At 37.6% G+C, this 18,389-nt stretch carries 9 protein-coding genes; all 9 read left to right on the top strand.

What is annotated here, in order from left to right; genetic code table 11:
* The first annotated feature begins 9 nt into the window (after positions 1 to 9).
* The 9 genes from MQE36_RS15835 to MQE36_RS15795 all read left to right on the top strand — a co-directional run bounded on the left by MQE36_RS15835 (position 10) and on the right by MQE36_RS15795 (position 18,359).
* Positions 10 to 3,408: a SusC/RagA family TonB-linked outer membrane protein gene (locus MQE36_RS15835; protein WP_242936943.1), complete on the top strand. Its 3,399-nt coding sequence runs from the start codon at positions 10 to 12 to the stop codon at positions 3,406 to 3,408.
* Between the two features lie 3 nt (positions 3,409 to 3,411).
* The gene (locus MQE36_RS15830) at positions 3,412 to 4,911 is read left to right on the top strand and encodes a RagB/SusD family nutrient uptake outer membrane protein (RefSeq protein WP_242936942.1); all 1,500 of its coding nucleotides are present in this window, start codon (positions 3,412 to 3,414) and stop codon (positions 4,909 to 4,911) included.
* A 16-nt stretch (positions 4,912 to 4,927) separates the two neighbouring features.
* Positions 4,928 to 5,983, top strand: a complete 1,056-nt coding sequence (locus tag MQE36_RS15825) for a DUF4465 domain-containing protein (protein ID WP_242936941.1) — start codon at positions 4,928 to 4,930, stop codon at positions 5,981 to 5,983.
* A gap of 84 nt (positions 5,984 to 6,067) precedes the next feature.
* Entirely contained in the window at positions 6,068 to 7,447 is a 1,380-nt protein-coding gene (locus tag MQE36_RS15820) for a TlpA family protein disulfide reductase (RefSeq protein ID WP_242936940.1), read from the top strand.
* Between the two features lie 930 nt (positions 7,448 to 8,377).
* Positions 8,378 to 9,763 (top strand): fibronectin type III domain-containing protein, encoded by a 1,386-nt coding sequence (locus MQE36_RS15815; protein WP_242936939.1) that lies wholly within the window; start codon positions 8,378 to 8,380, stop codon positions 9,761 to 9,763.
* Positions 9,764 to 9,894: 131 nt separating this feature from the next.
* Positions 9,895 to 10,350 carry a hypothetical protein gene (locus MQE36_RS15810; protein ID WP_242936938.1) on the top strand — a complete coding sequence of 152 codons (456 nt, stop codon included), beginning with the start codon at positions 9,895 to 9,897 and terminating at the stop codon, positions 10,348 to 10,350.
* A gap of 292 nt (positions 10,351 to 10,642) precedes the next feature.
* Entirely contained in the window at positions 10,643 to 12,205 is a 1,563-nt protein-coding gene (locus MQE36_RS15805) for a histidine kinase (protein WP_242936937.1), read from the top strand.
* 287 nt (positions 12,206 to 12,492) lie between these two features.
* A complete protein-coding gene (locus tag MQE36_RS15800) occupies positions 12,493 to 15,000 on the top strand; it encodes a zinc-dependent metalloprotease (protein WP_423242488.1) in 2,508 nt (835 codons plus the stop codon).
* Between the two features lie 20 nt (positions 15,001 to 15,020).
* Complete coding sequence (locus MQE36_RS15795; protein ID WP_242936935.1) at positions 15,021 to 18,359, top strand: SusC/RagA family TonB-linked outer membrane protein; 3,339 nt, start codon at positions 15,021 to 15,023, stop codon at positions 18,357 to 18,359.
* The last annotated feature ends 30 nt before the right edge of the window (positions 18,360 to 18,389 follow it).

Genomic DNA, 18,389 nt, shown 5'->3' with positions numbered 1-18,389 from the left:
ATCCCCATTATGAAATCATTCATATTACTGTTTTGCTCTCTCTCCTTTGGGTTTACTTCGGGAAATTTACTTTCTCAAAACTCAAAAGTGGTGATTAGCCAAAGTAGGGAGTACACTGTAAAAGAGGTTTTAGAACTTTTTAAGGAGCAAACCGATTATACATTTATTTATAAATCTGATTTATTTGCCGGGGTACCCAAAACCAAATTAAAAAAGGGTATTGTGAGTGCAAATGAATTATTGGAAAGAGTTCTTGTTAAGAGAGATTTTTTGGTAGAAGTTAATTCCAATAACTCAATTATAATAAAAGAACTACCTAAAGAAAAACTACCCGTAAAAATTCAGAAAATAGTATCTGGTGTGGTAACGGACGAAAATAAAATTCCTCTCCCTGGAGTTACGGTAATGGTAAAAGGAACAAACAAAGGAACCTCTACCGATATTGATGGGAAATACATGATGAGTATTCCTGAAGAATCACCCGTTTTAGTTTTTAGCTATGTGGGATATATTTCTAAGGAGGTTAAAGTAGGTGATAAACCAAAGGTTGATATTCAATTAATGCCGGATGTATCCGCCTTAGATGCGGTGGTGGTTGTAGGTTATGGAACATCAAAAGTAAAGGATGTAACCGGTGCTGTGTCCCGTATAAGTAAACAAGAAATAGAAAAGGCTCCAATGGGTGCCAGTATCGAAAGTATGTTACAGGGAAAGGCAGCTGGGGTAAATGTTCAAATTCAATCAGCATCTCCTACTTCTCCTATTAGTGTAGTTATCAGGGGAGCTTCATCTCTCTCTGGTAATAATCAACCGCTATGGGTAATTGATGGAGTACCGCAGTATTCTGCTCTTACTTCCGGTAATATTGCCAATACGCTTTATAATTTAAATCTAAACGATGTTCAAAGTATAGATATTCTTAAAGACGCTTCAGCAACAGCAGTTTATGGGTCACGTGCATCAAATGGAGTGGTCATTGTTACGACCAAAAAGGGAGAAGGAGCTACAAAACCAACAATAGAGTTTTCGTCAAGGGTCGGCGTGCAAATTCAGGACTTTAATGATTATCAGTATTTTGAAGCTGATACATACAAATACTTTGCTGATGCTGCGGCAAGAGAACGCGTTATTACTTTGGGGAGATTTGATTATTTTACCAGGTTATATCTCGATGAACAGGCTTTTAAAAATTTAAATTCCAGTGAATTTGACCATACCGATTTGAGAGTTCTGGATGGGGCTTATTATGAGGGGAACACAAATTGGCAAAAAGAAATGACTACGAACCCTCTAACCGTACAACACGACCTTTCGTTAAGAGGCGGTTCAGAAAGTGTTACCTACTATACCTCCTTTAATTATAAAGAGATTGAAGGGATTGTTAAATCCGGTAAAAGTGAGTTGTTTGGCGGACGTTTAAATTTGGACGCTAGAATTAGTGATAAACTTAAGTTTGGGCTGAATGTAAGCGGATCCTCTCGTGATACAGATGATAAAGATTATATGTTATCCGTATTAAAAAAGGTACGGCCGGATATTCCTCCATTTAATGAAGATGGAACAATTTTTACCGAAGATGCTTATACCGAGAACCCCTATACAACATTAAAAAATACTCAATTAGGGAAAGGTTTGACTTTTAGCGGGACCGGTTTTATGGAATTTGATATCACAAATGCACTACAGCTAAAAACAGCCTTTACCAATAATCTTGTTAATAGTGAAAGCTTGACCTATAAAAGAAGAGGGAGTCAATTTAATTATAACGGAAGCAGAAGCTGGAACACAGCTAAAACATCCATTAATGTATGGGAAAATACGCTTACCTATGCAAAAATGTTTAGTGATAAACATGATATTAATGCCCTATTAGGGTACTCTATGGAAGAAAGTAAATCATCGAGATATTCGATGTATGCCACTAATTTTCCGGATGATGATGTGCTAAATAATTTTGGGTCTGCCGCCAATATGGTTTCAATGGATGAGTCCAAAGGTGAAAATGCGCTTGTCTCAAGTTTTGCCAGAGTTCATTATAAATTCGATGATCGATATATTATTTCAGGAACGGTACGAAGAGATGGTTCTTCCAGATTTGGTAAGGATAAACGATGGGGACTCTTTCCTTCCGGAGCAATGGCATGGCTGGTTACCGGAGAGAAATTTATGCAGCAGGGAAAAATAAAAGACTATGTTTCTTATTTAAAATTGAGAGCCTCTGTAGGATTGACTGGCTCACAAAACCTTGGGAATTTTAATTGGGTAACTTTAGTAGGTTCTACACAGTATAATGAAAGCCCGGCCATTCATCCCAGCTCAATAGGAAACCCGGAGTTGCAATGGGAGCAAACAAAGATGGTAGATGTAGGACTTGATTTTGGACTTTTCGAAGACAGAGTTTGGGGTACAATAGGAGTGTATAATAAAAAAAGTGAAGAACTTATCTATAATTATCCGTTACCACCTAGTAGCGCATTCAGCAGCATGTATTCTAATGTGGCAGCAATGGATAATAAAGGAATTGAATTCGATATTAAATATGATATTTTGAGAAAACAAGATAGCAGATTGACATTCGATTTTAATATCTCAAGTAATATAAACAAGGTGTCCAAAATTAATGGTATAACTCAGGAATTAGTGTTTCCTTCGTCATATAGTCCGTTTATTAAAGTGTCTCCCGGAGAAAGAACAGGTCAATGGTTTGGATATCAGACGGCAGGTAGATTATTTGTAACAGCAGAAGAAACTATCGCTTTTCAAGGTCAGAATGAGTCTGGAGGTAAACAGTATTATAGAAATTCACAGGAAACAGCAGGCGATTTAATTGTTATAGACCAAAATGGGGATAACGTAATTAATGAAGACGATATGGTTAAACTCGGAACTTCCGTGCCTAAGGCTTTTGGTGGTTTTGGTTTGACATTTCAACACAAAAACTTCATGGTGAATACTGTTTTTAGCTATGCGTATGGCCATAAAAGATTATGGCAAATGCCACTGGATGATGTGGGGTATGTGGGTAATTATAACCATAGTAATCTTGTTGCGGGAGAAAGTGCTATCATGAAAAGCCCACACGATGCCCATTATCCGCGAATGGCTCAATATGAATTGGGAGACAATAGTATTTTTTCAGATTTTTATTTGCACAATGCTTCTTACTTGAGACTTAATGCTTTGAATGTTTCTTATAGACTACCGGAAAGGTTTCTTGAAAACATGTTGTTGCAAGGGGTAGAGTTAACATTTCAGGCTACAAACTTGTTTACTATAACAAAGTATCCGGGGTTTGATCCTCAGGGGAATTGGACTTCATCTTCTATTGGTAGCGGAATGGCCATAGATAATAGTATCTATCCTTCTGCAAGGATATACAATATAGGAATAAGAGTAAAACTACAGTAAGAAATGAAAAATATAAATTATATACTTTTTGGAATATTAGGATTCATTGCTTTAACACTTAATTCATGCGATAGCATTTTAGATAAACAACCTGATTATTCCTTAACTGAAGAAAATTCCATAACAGATTTCTCTAAAGCAGAAGCTGCTGTTCGTGGTATCTATGCAAGTTTTCAAAATGATAGTTGGTCCGGGGCTTTATACATGTCTTTAGCTTCAAAATCAGGTTTTGTCAATTGGAGTGAGTTGGATTATAACATGGAATATTCCCAGCAAAACATGCCGGGATCGCCAACCTCTATCTGGGGAAACTTTTACAAGAGTCTAAATGCGGCAAACTTTGCTATTAACGGAATTTCAGATCTTTCAGCGGTAGCTGTTCCTAGTGAAGAAGAACGAAAAGCACTTATTGGTGAGGCTCGATGCTTGAGAGCTTGGATAAATATAAACATCCTGTGGAATTATGGCCATTGGTGGGCACCGGACGATGATGAATACGGGTTGTTGTATAGAGATGAGGTGGTAAACCTTTCTAATGTAGAACAAAAACGTCTTAGCGTTGGAGAGAGCTATCAAAAAATATATGAAGATCTTGATTATGCAATTCAACATTTAAATAGCTTTCATTCTCCAAGATTTGTGTCAAAAGAATTTGCAAAAGCTTTAAAGGCTAAAACCCTACTATATCGGGCCGGATATCTAAATGATAAGCCGGAAATGGAAATTGCTCTTAAATTGGTAAATGAAGTGTTAGATCAGATGCCTTCAGGTTTAAACCTGGAATCCGATATGAATCAAATGTATCAGCAAGCTTGGGATTCTAGTGAAAACCTTTTTGTAAAGTACTTGGAAGATAACGGGTCAAGGTATAGTTCTGGCGGACATTCATATTCTTATGCACTGGTGTATGAAGGGGATAGGCTCCCTCTTGCTACAGGAGCTACCTTAACAGCTGGTCTGAATTATGGCCTCGATTGGTTTAAAAATGATCCCCGTTGGGATATCGCAACAGGCGAAGTAAGAGCTCCGGAGACCTGGGATGATACGTATAGGTGGACTTGGAAAAAATTAACTCGTTTGGGAAGATACGGAGGGCAGCAGGCAACCCCACCAGACGAAATGTATGCAACATATTATTTTAGAGCAGCTGAATTGTTCATAATCAAGTCGGAGTTGCTGGCCAGGCTGGGGAAATCATCTGTTGAAGCGATCGCTCCGATTAATCAGTTGCGTTCAATGAGGTCAGTCCCAACTTTGGAAGCCTTGAATCCAACTTCAGATTCAGAACTTATGGATATGATCTTTAAAGAATATTTTCTTGAACTATTTCTTGAAAATGGTAGTGAGTTTTTCGCCTCAGTACGATTCCATAATAATGGAAAACCATGGGTAGAAACTATTAAGGAAGGTAAATCCCTGAACGAGAACAGAATGTGTTGGCCAATTCCAAATGAGGAAATGATAAATAACACCTTAATGACGCAGAATCCTGATTTACAATAAAATTAAAATAAAAACTATGAAGTTAAATAAAGTCAATAAAGCAATATTAGGAGGCGCTTTATGCTACGGGATGTTAATGATTTCCTGTACTGATGAGTTAGACGTGAAGATTCCCTATCCTCAGGATATAACTTTTAATGAGATAAATCTTGAACGTTTTTCATATAATATTCCTGATACACCATATAAGGTGGGCGATGCCGAGACTGGAGTCATTACCGTTAATGTCTCTAAAAATCAAAATGAAGGATTTTCAGGTTTTGCTGTTTCAAATAAAAACTGGCGCTCCTATCCGTGGAGCCTTAGCCCCGATTTTTCACCATCAGCCGGATTAACAGCGCAAGACCGTCAAACAGCAATAGATTCAACCATTTTTAGTGTCTTTACTAATCAACCTAATCGAACTGAAAATTATTTGGTGGGAAATACGAAAGGTAATAACGCCTTTATCACATTAGATAAACCATCCATGGTAGAACATGTGTTGGTAGCAAATACTACCTATAATTATTTGTTAGCGGCCTATGGTTCTGTATATTCTGGGACTTATAATGAGGAAAGTCAATCATATATGATAGATGGCGATCCGGTTAGAAATATACAAAACCCAAATACAGCAACTTCTATGTACGGCAGGTTCCACTTACCGGGACCTGGTAATACCGATCTTATGCGTCTCAAAGGGCATGAAGTATTAGAAAAAAGAAAAGCAGGATCAGCAGCAGCAGAAATAACTCGTAATAATGGAGGAACACAGAGCGAAATACAAGCAGATTCTCTTGCGGCCTATAATAATCTGTCAACAGGATATGTGAAACTAATAATAGAAGGATATAATAATGAAACCGTTACTGGTAATGTAGCGTTTTATTTGGCTGTACAACCGGGAGTCCATCCTCAAAATCCCGATTTTGACTATGTAGCTGCAGATTGGTATAAGGTAGACTTAACTGAACTGGGAATTGTTGATAAGCTTTTGTTCAAAATGGAATCTTCATATGTAAATGAAGTAACAGGCGAGATGGTGGTACCACCTTATTTTTGTCTGGATGGTATAAGACTCAGTAAGTAAATTTAACCCCTGTATTAAGATATAAACCGAATAAATACGTCATGCCCAATAGTCGGGTAAATTCATAAAATAAATAAAACTAAAATGAAAAATAATATCACTATTATATGTGCATTGCTAATCTTTACTCTTGTTTCTTGTGCCAATGAAGCACCAGCCAAAGATTTTGTGATCCTTACCGGAAAGGTTATTAATGTCAAAGAAGGAATTAGAATTTCGGGAGGTAAACTTCGTAATCATAACCTAAACATTCAGGAGGACGGAACTTTTATTGATACCCTACGAATAGATGAGGGAATGTATACATTAACCAACGATCGTAGAAACAGAATTCAGTTGTACCTTAATCCGGGAAAAAATCTTAATGTCGAATTCGATGCAAATAATTTTAATGAGACCTTATTGTTTTCCGGTGAAGGTAAAGTTGAGAACGACTACTTATTCGATAAACAAGAACTTGTAAGTAAGGAAACAAAAGGGGGCAATATGTACCTGATGGAAGAAGTTGAATTTAAAACCAAACAAAACCAATTAAAAGATGCTAAATTAAAGTTGTTGGAAAACACTCAGGGCTTAGCAGGGACATTCAAAAATAATGAAATCAAAAATATTCGCTATGAATATCTTGAGCCACTAAGTAATTACGAACGATATCATGCTTACTATTCAGAAAATAAAGATTTTAAAGTCTCTGAAGGCTTTTTAGACGAAATGACAGATATCGATTATCAGAATACTGAAGACTATTTCTTCTCTAAAGCCTACCAAAACCTCCTTCAGTTCCATTATCGAAATAAATCTCAAGAGAATTCGGAAGAGCAGCCATACGATTTAGCTTATTTGAGTACGTTAGCTAAAATAAAAAATGAAGTTGTTAGAAATGAACTGCTCTACAAGGAAGCTAGAAGTGGAATCACCTATACCAACGATCTTGAAGTCTATTACAAAACATTTTCTGATGCAGTAACCAATGTTAGTTATAAAGAAGAAGTAGATAAAATATACCAAAAACTTCAGACATTAGCAGAAGGAAAGCCTTCGCCTACCTTTAATAATTATGAAAACTATAAGGGAGGAACTACTTCTTTGAAAGATTTAAGAGGAAAGTATGTATATATAGATGTTTGGGCAACCTGGTGTGGTCCATGTATAAAAGAGATCCCATTCTTAAAGAAAATAGAAAAAGATTATCACAATGAAAACATAGAGTTTGTTAGTATTTCTGTAGACAAACAATCTGATAGAGACAAATGGAGAACGATGGTAGATAAAGAAGAATTGGAGGGAGTACAGCTTCTGGCTGATAATGACTTTAAATCAGACTTTGTTCAGGATTACCTGATTAATGGTATTCCCAGGTTTATATTGCTTGATACTGAAGGAAATATTATTAAGTCTAATGCTCCAAGACCTTCTAACCCTGAACTGACGAAGTTATTTGATGACCTGTTAAATAAAGGGTGATTAATCAGCAGATAGGTATATTATTATATAAATTAGGCCGTCTTAAATTAATAAGACGGTCTTTTCTTTTCAGTATGATTAACCTATTTCAGAGAAGCAGACTACTATAGATGATTTGAAAACTAGCAGGTACCAAGCAGGAAGAATATATTACTGGTAACTTCTCTAAGTCCCCTGGGAATATCACACAATCCTTATATAGATTTAACATTTCTTGTAATAGGAGTTTTTGTCGTATTTAGGATAACTAAAAAAACTGAATCCAGAATGTTGAAATATGCTTTCTGGACTGCCATTGGTTTAATAGCTGTTTCCATAGGCATTGATAAGCCACTTCATATTCATACTCTGCTGATTTATATTGAAGCCGTTATGTTGATCATAGCTCATACAGTGAGCTTAAGAAAATATAAACATTAAAGCATACGGATATTACATCCCAAAAGAATTTATTGGATTTTTTGTAAAACCTCTGTATGGTTTCATGGTAATTACAGACACAAACATTTTAAGGTTGTATGAACGAACATTCTTACATAAAACAGTAATGGCTACATACCTCTTTTTTGTATATTGAAATTATTTCCTAAACGACAAATGATTCTCTTATGTCGTAGTGAAATATCCACAGAAAGTCCGTTCAAGTCCGCAGCCTCTATATGTATGTTCCATGTGTACTCCATATAATTCCCTACCATACAACTACCAGTAGAGTACTTTACTTAGGTGTTGAATCTTGAGTATATGGCCGAAAGCCACGGAAGATACTTCCGTTCTTAATATGATGTCATAGATTTTTCTTAATACAAACGTACTAAAAAGACTTTATTTAACATATGTTTTACAATGTCTGAGAGATGGCATATGACCGCAATTTTGTTTCTTTGTGCCTGTTTTTTCAACTTTTTTATTATCAAAATCTATAATTTAATGTCTATACGTTTGTGGTACGGCTTGGCCGGAATAGTATTATTTTTGTTATCGTGTTCTACATCAGATGAATATCAGGAACCTTCACTGTCAGAGATAACCGTAGAAGTTATTTCAGGAAACCCTTATGAGAGTAAGATAAAATGGACCCGCCCTGGAGGTGATACAGATCAGCATATTGTTTACAAGGTGTATTTAAATGAAGCGTTGGTTGCAGAAAATATAAATGAGCATACATTTACATTTGATGAGTTAAAAGGGTTAACCGAATACCAGGGGAAGGTGGTTGCAGTTAATGCTGACGGGATATCCACATCTGCTGAATACAACTTTCTTACCGGAGAAAAAACATATGAGGGCAATGTAGAACTCAATGATCAGGGACAGGTTGAAGAATTCGCAGAGAGCGGGTATAATGTTATTAAAGGGAGTTTAATACTCAAGTCTACTGCTGGAATATCAGACCTCTCGGCATTAAATACCCTGAATCAGGTAAAAGGAGATTTATTAATAATTAATACGAATCTTCAGAATTTGAGCGGACTTGAAAATTTGACACTCGACTCAGAAGAAGCCAGATTGGCCATCCTGAATAATGACCGGTTAACAGACATAGAAGCATTATCAAATATAACCGATTTGGGGATCCTTTCGGTTTCAGGAAATGAATTGTTGCAAAACCTGAATGGACTAAACCAACTTCATACAGTAAAAAGTGAATTATCTTTAAGTGTAAACCCGGCTTTAATAAATATAGAGGCATTAAATCGTTTGACATATGCACACAAAGTGAATATTGTAGCCAACAATACATTATCCGATCTTGATGGTTTAGATAATTTACAAGAGGTAAACTCTTTTGTGATAAAAAGTAACGGTTCATTGTCAAATCTCGAGGGCTTGAAAAATCTGAAACATTGTGAGCTGTATTTTACCGTTGAAGATAACCAGAAACTCACGAGCCTCAACGGCCTATCGAGCTTAGCCAGTACAGGAGCATTAAAAATAATAAATAATCCGTCTTTAGAAAATATAGCAGATCTTACAGAATTAAAGTCTGTAGACTATTTGATAGCTATAAACCATAACCTAAGCCTGAACTCTTTAAATGGTCTTCAGAATGCGGTATTTACAAATAGTCTGACAAATAAGGAGCTGTATATTAACAATAATCCTAAACTTATAGACCTGGAAGCTTTGTCTGCTCAGACTTTTGAACGAGGTACTATAAAAATTTCAAACAATACTGGACTTGTTAATTTCTGTGGATTAAAAAAATTATTAAGTGAAATAAAATATAAAGAATTTGACGAGAATAATTTTATAATCAATAACGGATACAACCCTGATATCAATCAAATATTGAATAATAATTGCGCTCTGTAATAGAGTGCCTGTGATAAAATTATAATGTTGTTGATAATAATGAATGTAATCTAAGAGGAGGGAGCAATCATTTCTACTCTAGGAATGGCATATAATTTGATTATACGAATTACGAAACCTTAGCTGTTCATATGAATTTTAAAGAGAAAATTCTTAACGAAAAACAATTACTCATCGATAAAATCATTCTGGAAATATCAAATACAGAAGATGTATCGGAAAGAGATGATTTGGTGGTGCTGGCAATTGAAAATTTCAATGACCCTGGTATCGGGCAATTATTGGTCGACCTGGTAAAAAATGAAGCAAGACCCGAAAAACAAAGTATCTATCTGAATACATGCAGGGATTATCCGTATGCATTAGAGGCCTGTAAAGCCGAAATACCTTTTTTAGTTAATTTATTGATTCATGGTGAATACGAAACAACCATGAGTGCTGCTGAATTACTTTTACAGGTTCTGGAAAGCAATGATCTTGATGAAGGTGATATGCTAAGGGCAGAAAGTTCGATACAACGATTTTTGTCCGGAAGTTACCAGGGGGTTGAACTTAAAGCAGAATTGGAGAGGATTTTAAATGATTAGCGAGGTTATCCGGTGATAAATAATGCCCGGGAATAAAAGATGATATGCAAACGGGTTGCCGAATAATGAATGATTCCTCGACAGGATTGCTTTCTGGCTATACATATGTTTACATTTGAAAATCAGGAGTCCCGGTTCTTAATTGCTTCAGGGATGCTTTTTCGTTTACTCGATCACTGATATTTATCCTGTATAGCCTGTCGGGAGCTCCGAAGAGCGTTCCGAACTATAGTTGATGAAGGAGAGCCACATTATCTTTTTATCTTTGTTCAACAGAAAAAGATTTTAGTTGATGTTAAAACATTTTACCGCAAGAAAGAGGTATGTTGCATTTATATTTGTCATTATTATAACCTCTATTATTGCTACCTTTATTTTAAACTCGTTAATCTCGGATGAGATTGATGAAGTAAGAAATGATATTGCCCAGAGGAGTTTCTATAAGAAACGTGAAGGGATAAAAAATGAATTCAAAGCCCTGCAATGGCCCTTAAGGAGTGCGCAGGATATCATTAGGGATGTATCGGGCCCAACAGCAGTGTTACATAATTTATCAATTTTAAGCTCTTTGCAAAGATCGGATAGTAGCCTGGTAAAAAACTGGTTCGGACTGATAAAGAATGATTCTCTTGTTCATATCGAATTACAAGATGGAGTAACCGTAAGTCCGGAAGAAACCGGGAAACTTGTAGGCTCTCATCAGTCTGATACCATACAGGCTTATGTTTTTCAAACCCCGGAACATAGGGTGATTTGGCGCCAGATCAGACACTATTCAAAAGATCAGTTGACTTATTTTTACGGGTATGATCTCGACTTAAAAGTAGTACAGAAATTATTTTGGAATACAGACGTCTATTCTCAGTCCTATGCTTATGTCTTTGACGAAAAGGGTACCTGTATGCTTCACCCTAATCTCGATCTTATAGGAACAAATGTATACCAAAGCACGCAAACCTTATCCGGAGATACACTTTTAAACCTTGGTGATTATAATAAAAAAATCGCTCAGTCAGAATATTTAAACCTCGATGTGATCAATTACCTTCAACCTTTGAATCTGCCGGGAGGAAACTATTATGTGTCTATTAACTTTCCCAAAAGCATTAACGAGCAAGACATAGACCTGATTAAAAAGTACAGCTTGATAATATATATACTTTCTACGGTATTGGTGCTTTTTGTATTCTACTATTTTACCAGGGCATTGAACATCGATTTCAAAGAAAGGGAGAAATTAAGGCAAGAAAAGGACAGGCTGGTACTCGAAAAGGAAACCATTCAGAAAGAAAGTGCTTTACTGCAACTGCAACAGCTAAAAGAAAGGGTAAATCCTCATTTCCTTTTCAATTCACTGAACTCTTTATATACATTGATAGACCTGGACTCAAACCTGTCTAAAAAATTTACAATTGAACTGTCTAAATTATACAGGTACTTGATTCAGTCGCCACAAGGAGATCTTTCCGGGATCCGTGTAGAACTGGATTTTATAGAAAAATACCTTTTTTTGCAAAAAACAAGATTCAGGGACGCACTTCATTTTGAAATCACCATAGAAGATACATCAGGTTTAAATAAAAAGATTCCTTATTTGTCTCTACAGACGGTTGTCGAGAATGCTATCAAACATAACAGGGTGTCTGTTCACGAACCGCTGTATATAGGTGTCGTTATTAATGGAAATTACATAGATGTTAAGAACACTTTCCAGTTAAAAGAAGGGGGTATAAAGAGTGAGAACTTCGGGTTAAAATACCTGAACCGCATATACAGATACTATGGAAAAGAAGATATATCGTTATTTCAACAAGATAATATGTTCATTTGCAGGCTGCCTTTACTCACCGATTAAGTTAAAACCACCGGTCTCCTCTCCGTGCCCGGGCCGGTATGGTCCTTGTCGTTCTGGCATCAGGCGATGTGTCTTCTGAATTCCTTTTAAAGCGTTGCCCGTGGAGATTTCATCGGGAGACCACTATATAATTGATGTTGAATAATTCCCGTTCACTCCCTGTTTGATCCGCTTTGCTCCTTTTTACTTGGTACATACGGTTTGGTAATGGATTTTTAATGAAAATTTAACTCAAAGCTGAATTGTTTATGATCAAGTATTTAAAAATGTTTCTTTCTGCTTTTTTGATGTTGGCCACATTTGTTCATGCCGAAGCACAGCAAAAGAAAGAGAAAGATACAGCTGATGCGGAAGCATTAAAAAAGTATGATAAACTATTAGAGGAAGGAACTTTAACCAAAGGTATTTTTAATGTAATTCAAATTAAACAAGATTACTATTTTGAGATCCCCGATTCATTAATGGGAAGGTCTTTCCTTATTGTAAATAAAATTTCAAAAGTACCCCTGCCGTTAAATGAAGCAGGCCTTAATAAAGGAATGGAGTTTGAAAACAAGGTTATAACATTCCAAAAGGATACAATACATAATAAAGTATGGGTACGTACTTTAAAACCAATGGTTTCCTCTCCCGCAGACGATGCGATTACCAGGTCGGTGCAGAATAACTTTTCGTCATCAATAGTGGAGTCCTTCGATATAGTATCCATCAACAAAAAGAGCCCTTCAATAGTCATAAAAGTCAATAAAGTCTTTAATGGGAAGGAGAAAAGTTTCAACGATGTGTTCAATAACACCGGTTTGGGAGGAACTGCAAAGACAAGTTTGTCCTATATAGAAAAAATAAAGGCTTTTCCCGAAAATATAATGGTGAAATCAGAGTTGACGACTTCGGTATCAGAAGGAGGTGCATCGATACCTATTACCATCGGAATTGCATGTAACATAGTTGTTTTGCCGGAAACTCCGATGCAGCCAAGGTTCCTTGATAAACGTGTAGGTTACTTTTCCAAAAAAAGATGGTACTTCAATGATGGCCAGCATGCAATGGAAGAGCGCGAACTCATTACAAGATGGAGGCTGGAGCCAAGAGCTGAGGATGTAGAAGATTATATGAAAGGGAAATTGGTAACCCCCAGGAAGCCCATTGTATTTTATATAGATCCGGCAACCCCTGAAAAATGGAGGTCTTATATAAAACAAGGAGTGTTTGACTGGCAACAAGCCTTTGAAAAGGCAGGTTTTAAAAATGCCGTGATTGCTAAAGAACCGGCAGAAGACGACCCTGATTTTGATATTGACGATGTAAGGTATTCGGTAATAACCTATGCGGCATCACCGAAAGCTAATGCCATGGGGCCGTCTGTAGTCGATCCCCGTAGTGGGGAAATCCTCGAAGCCGACATCATATGGTGGCATAATGTGATGACATCCCTTCACAGCTGGATGAGGATTCAAACCGGTGCCATAGATGAAAAAGCTAGGGGCAATGTGTTTGACGATCAGCATATGGGAGCTGCCATTCAGTTCGTTTCTTCACATGAAGTAGGGCATACTTTCGGACTTAAACATAATATGGGAGCCTCCTATGCATTTGAGGTAGACTCCCTGCGCTCCAGGTCATTTACCCGAAAAATGGGCGGAACAGCCCCGTCTATAATGGACTATGCAAGGTATAACTACGTGGCGCAGCCCGAAGATAACGTGGTCGCAATAACACCACAAATCGGAGTGTATGATAAATACGCCATAGAATGGGGGTACAAATGGTTTAAAAACGATATAGAAGAAAAGACGTATCTAAAAGAACTTATAACCCGTCACAGCAACGACCCTCTGTATTTTTACGGAGAACAGCAGGATTATAAAAATACCATCGATCCCAGGTCGCAATCGGAAGACCTTGGTAATGATGCGGTACTGGCAAGTACCTATGGGGTGAAAAACCTGAAGCGGGTCTTGGAAAATGTAGAAACCTGGACCTACGAAGAAGGAGATACCTATTACAAGACCGGAAAATTATATATGGGAATTATAGGGCAATGGCAATTGTACAATAACCATGTGTTAAATAACGTCGGAGGTGTTTATTTGAATCATGTTGTTCATGGCGACACCAGTAACGCATATGAGCCGGTACCGTATCAAAAGCAATTTGAAGCTGTTCAGTACCTTAATCAGAATGTTTTTACATTGCCGGAATGGCTCTTTGTTAACGAGGTAATTGCCAAGACATATCCGCTTAAAGATTCCCCGTTAGGCCCGTATGAATATTCGCCGTATACCTTATCCAGAGAGCTTCAGTATTCAGTGTTTTATGCATTGTTTAAAGACGAACGGTTGTTAAGGTTGATGGAAAGCGAATTGTACCGTAATTCCCGCGATAAGGTTTTCAGTGTAAAGAACTTATTCGAGCAAGTACGGAACCATGTGTTTCATAAAACAATACAGGGGAAATCATTATCCTATTTTGAACGTATGGCGCAAAAGAATTATGTAGATGTCTTAATTGTAGATATAAATAAACTTTTTGTTAAAACGAATACAAAATCATTACAAATACCTGCATCTTTGCAAATTCCAACCATATGTAACCACGTTGTTAATAGCGATGTTTCTGCCAGAAACATCAACTATACGTCTATTAAACGTGTTTCAGAGGTAACCACTGTAAAGAAAGGCGAACTCTACATTCTGTTAGAATTGCTTAAAAAGAAGAAGAACAAAGGTGCTCTTGAAACCCGGATGCATTATATCGACCTGATAGACAGAATTGAAAAAGTAATTAACAACTAGAACTCTAAAGTACATTTTAAATGAAGAATTTTTATTTGATTATCTTGTTGCTGCCTTTCCTGGCCCTGAGCCAGCAACCACAGTCAATAAAGGGACAAGTGCTTTCGAAAGCCGATGGTATGCCCTTACCGGGCGCTTCCGTTTATGTCGACTCAAAAACCATTGCAAACCAAACCCCGGTAGATGGTATTATTGAAAGTACAGGGATAGGAGCCGTAACAGATTTTGACGGAAATTTCCAGTTGAAGTTACCGGAGGACGTAAAAAGGCTGACCATAAGTTTTATAGGTTTTGAAACCCGTGTGATAGAATTATCGGGGAAAGAATTCTACACGATTTACCTCTCGGAAGAATTGAATGCTCTTAATGAAGTCGTGGTAACGGGATACCAAAAGGTCGAAAAACGTAAGCTTACAGCTGCTGTCGATAAGGTGAAAATGGAGGATATCAACCAAATAGGTGTTTCCAGTACAGATGTATTGTTACAAGGACAGGCAGCAGGGGTAGTGGTTACACCACAAACAGGAGCTCCCGGTGCCCCGGCAAAAATCCGTATTAGAGGAACAGCCTCTTTATCGGGCCCCCAGGATCCGCTTTGGGTAGTCGATGGCTTACCCCTGGAAGGCAATGATGTACCTGATTTTAGCGATAAAGATAATATCGATGAATTGAGAAACTATGCCATAGCAGGTATTAACCCTAACGATATAAAAGACATAACGATTTTAAAAGATGCAGCAGCTACAGCCATATACGGGGCAAGGGCCGCTAATGGAGTTATCGTGGTGACTACCAAAAAGGGACAAAAAGGTAGAATGAATGTTAATTTTTCAGCCAATACCTTTTATACAATGAAGGCTGATTTCGACCGCCTTAACCTGATGAATGCGTCTGAAAAAGTAGATTTTGAGCTGGAACTAGCCAAAAGAACTGATCTCGATTTCAGAACCGACAAGGGAGAGGTGATGAGGATTTTACAGGCATCCGGTGAGTTAGATGCATACAGAGCTAATGGTTTGTCGGGATTGAATGCTATCACACAGCAACAAATTAATAAACTCAAATCATCTCATACCGATTGGGGAGACCTTTTATACCAGGCCGCAGCCAATACCCAATATAGCCTTGGAATTTCCGGGGGGAGTGAAAAATCAGATTATTACTTCTCGCTTGGATATTATGACGAAGAAGGAACCACCATCGGAACTGGTTTCGAACGGTATAACCTGACTTTGAAAAATAATTACCAATTGTCGGAAAAGCTTAAAGCAGGCGTATCTTTCTTCCTTTCTCAATCTAATAAAGAGTCTTATGTTACCGGAACCGATGCATTTACCAATCCTTCTAACTATTCGAGAAATGCCAATCCGTATTTAACACCTTATATGGAAGACGGTAGTTATAATTATGACAAGGATATCGAAGGCCTCGACGGAAGGTATGTGCCTTTTAACTTTTTGGAGGAAAGAGACCAGACTTCTTACGACTTAAAAAACAATGCGTTGAAGGCCATTTTTGATGTTTCATACGACATTAGTAATGATTTGAAAATATCATCTCAATTAGGACTTCAGTTAGATAACAGTAGTACTGAAAAATATGCAGGCCAGGAGTCGTATTTTACTCGGAAAATGCGTGAAAGAACGCGTAGGTATAGTTCAGACTTAGGAGGGTATTATTACTTTTTACCGGCCGGGGGAATAATTCAGAACTGGGAAAACCGTTTTTTTCAGTATAACTGGAAGTCATTGTTGGAATACAATACACGTTTCGGAGAAAAGCACGAACTGGATGCAATGATCGGTTCGGAACTTCGCAGGTCTGATGCTAAAATTATTGCGACAAAAGGGTTCGGCTATGATCCGAAAACCCTAAATACAACACCTATCATGTTCCCGAATGAAAGCGACGCAAATGAAAGTACATTCAGGGCATACGAACGCAACAAAGCAGAGAATGCTTATGCTTCTTTTTATGCGACAGCTTCGTATACATACGACAGGAAGTATACCGTTTTTGGAAGTGTTCGCTACGACGGATCGAATTTATTCGGAGTAGACCCTAAATATAAATACCTGCCCTTATGGTCGACAGCTGCCTCATGGCTGGTATCGCAGGAAGAGTTCCTCAAAAACAGTAAACTCATATCGAATCTTCGTTTAAGGGCTTCCTACGGACTTCAGGGAAATATAGACAGGAATACATCTCCATTTGTAGTGGGATCTTATGAAAATACATCCATTTTACCGGGGAACAGCGAAGAAACAATAGTAGTTACCTCACCGCCGAATGATAAATTGCGTTGGGAAAAAACGGAGAACTACAACCTGGGAACCGATATCGGGTTATTTAATAACAGGATCAGCCTTTCTTTTGATGTATATAAAAGAAAGAGCTCCGACCTTGTAGGTCTGAAATCGATCCCATTGGAAAATGGCTTTGAATTTACCAACCTGAACTGGGCGCAGGTTACCAATCAAGGGTTTGAATTGTCGTTAACGACAAGGAACATTGCGACAGATAATTTTAAGTGGACAACGAATTTCAATATCGCCCATAATAAAAGTAATGTAGACAAGATCCAAATTCGGGAAAACAGCTTTCTTCCTTCAAGGGAGGGACGTCCTGTAAATTCAGTATTTGCATTGAAAACAGCAGGTATAGACGATAACGGTTATCCATTATTCTGGAAAGGCGGCGAGAAAGTAAGCGCAGTCGAATTTTTTGACCTGGTAGATCCGTGGGCAGATTTCTTCCCGGGATATTTAACGCAGTCTAATTTGAGTAATGAAGAGTTCAGGGATCTTTTCACTTATGTAGGAGACAAGGACCCGAAGTTTAGCGGAGGTGTCATTAATAATTTTTCATATAAGAATTTCGACTTTACCGTGGCAGCGAACTTTAACCTGAAGCAGACGGTGGTTCAAAATATGCCTTATAACCCTACGCAGGTTGATAGAGGACAGAATTACAGCAAGGATATCCTAAACGCCTGGTCACCATCGAATACAAATACGAACTTACCGGGAATTGTAGGAGAAGCCTCGGGAAGCGGTGATTCATGGATGGCTTATAAATGGTTTGGCGATCTGAACCCTATAAATACCATGTCGTACCTCGATACGTTCGTAAGGGAAATGAGTTATTTAAGAATTTCAAGTATCAGGATGGGGTATAGGTTGCCTCAGTCGGTCACTTCAAAACTAAAAATTGATACCATGAGGTTTAGCCTGGAAGGGAGAAACCTGTTTGTAATCAGTTCTGATTATAAAGGATATTTCGACCCTGAAACTTTCGGGAACATTTACGCACAACCTATCCCTAAATCGATAGCCCTGGGACTAAATGTTTCATTTTAAAAACCAAATGCAATGAAACCGATTTGGTTG

Origin of the sequence: Zhouia spongiae (assembly GCF_022760175.1) — a bacterium.
Lineage (GTDB): Bacteria > Bacteroidota > Bacteroidia > Flavobacteriales > Flavobacteriaceae > Zhouia > Zhouia spongiae.
Note: the sequence above shows the minus strand (reverse complement) of the source record. Positions and strands in the feature narration are given on the sequence as shown.

Excerpts from the sequence above, each read along its gene's own strand:
- MQE36_RS15810 (WP_242936938.1), top strand. The coding sequence starts at position 9,895 with ATGAATTTTAAAGAGAAAATTCTTAACGAAAAACAATTACTCATCGAT.
- MQE36_RS15815 (WP_242936939.1), top strand. The coding sequence starts at position 8,378 with ATGTCTATACGTTTGTGGTACGGCTTGGCCGGAATAGTATTATTTTTG.
- MQE36_RS15820 (WP_242936940.1), top strand. The coding sequence starts at position 6,068 with ATGAAAAATAATATCACTATTATATGTGCATTGCTAATCTTTACTCTT.
- MQE36_RS15825 (WP_242936941.1), top strand. The coding sequence starts at position 4,928 with ATGAAGTTAAATAAAGTCAATAAAGCAATATTAGGAGGCGCTTTATGC.
- MQE36_RS15795 (WP_242936935.1), top strand. The coding sequence starts at position 15,021 with ATGAAGAATTTTTATTTGATTATCTTGTTGCTGCCTTTCCTGGCCCTG.
- MQE36_RS15835 (WP_242936943.1), top strand. The coding sequence starts at position 10 with ATGAAATCATTCATATTACTGTTTTGCTCTCTCTCCTTTGGGTTTACT.
- MQE36_RS15800 (WP_423242488.1), top strand. The coding sequence starts at position 12,493 with ATGTTGGCCACATTTGTTCATGCCGAAGCACAGCAAAAGAAAGAGAAA.
- MQE36_RS15830 (WP_242936942.1), top strand. The coding sequence starts at position 3,412 with ATGAAAAATATAAATTATATACTTTTTGGAATATTAGGATTCATTGCT.
- MQE36_RS15805 (WP_242936937.1), top strand. The coding sequence starts at position 10,643 with ATGTTAAAACATTTTACCGCAAGAAAGAGGTATGTTGCATTTATATTT.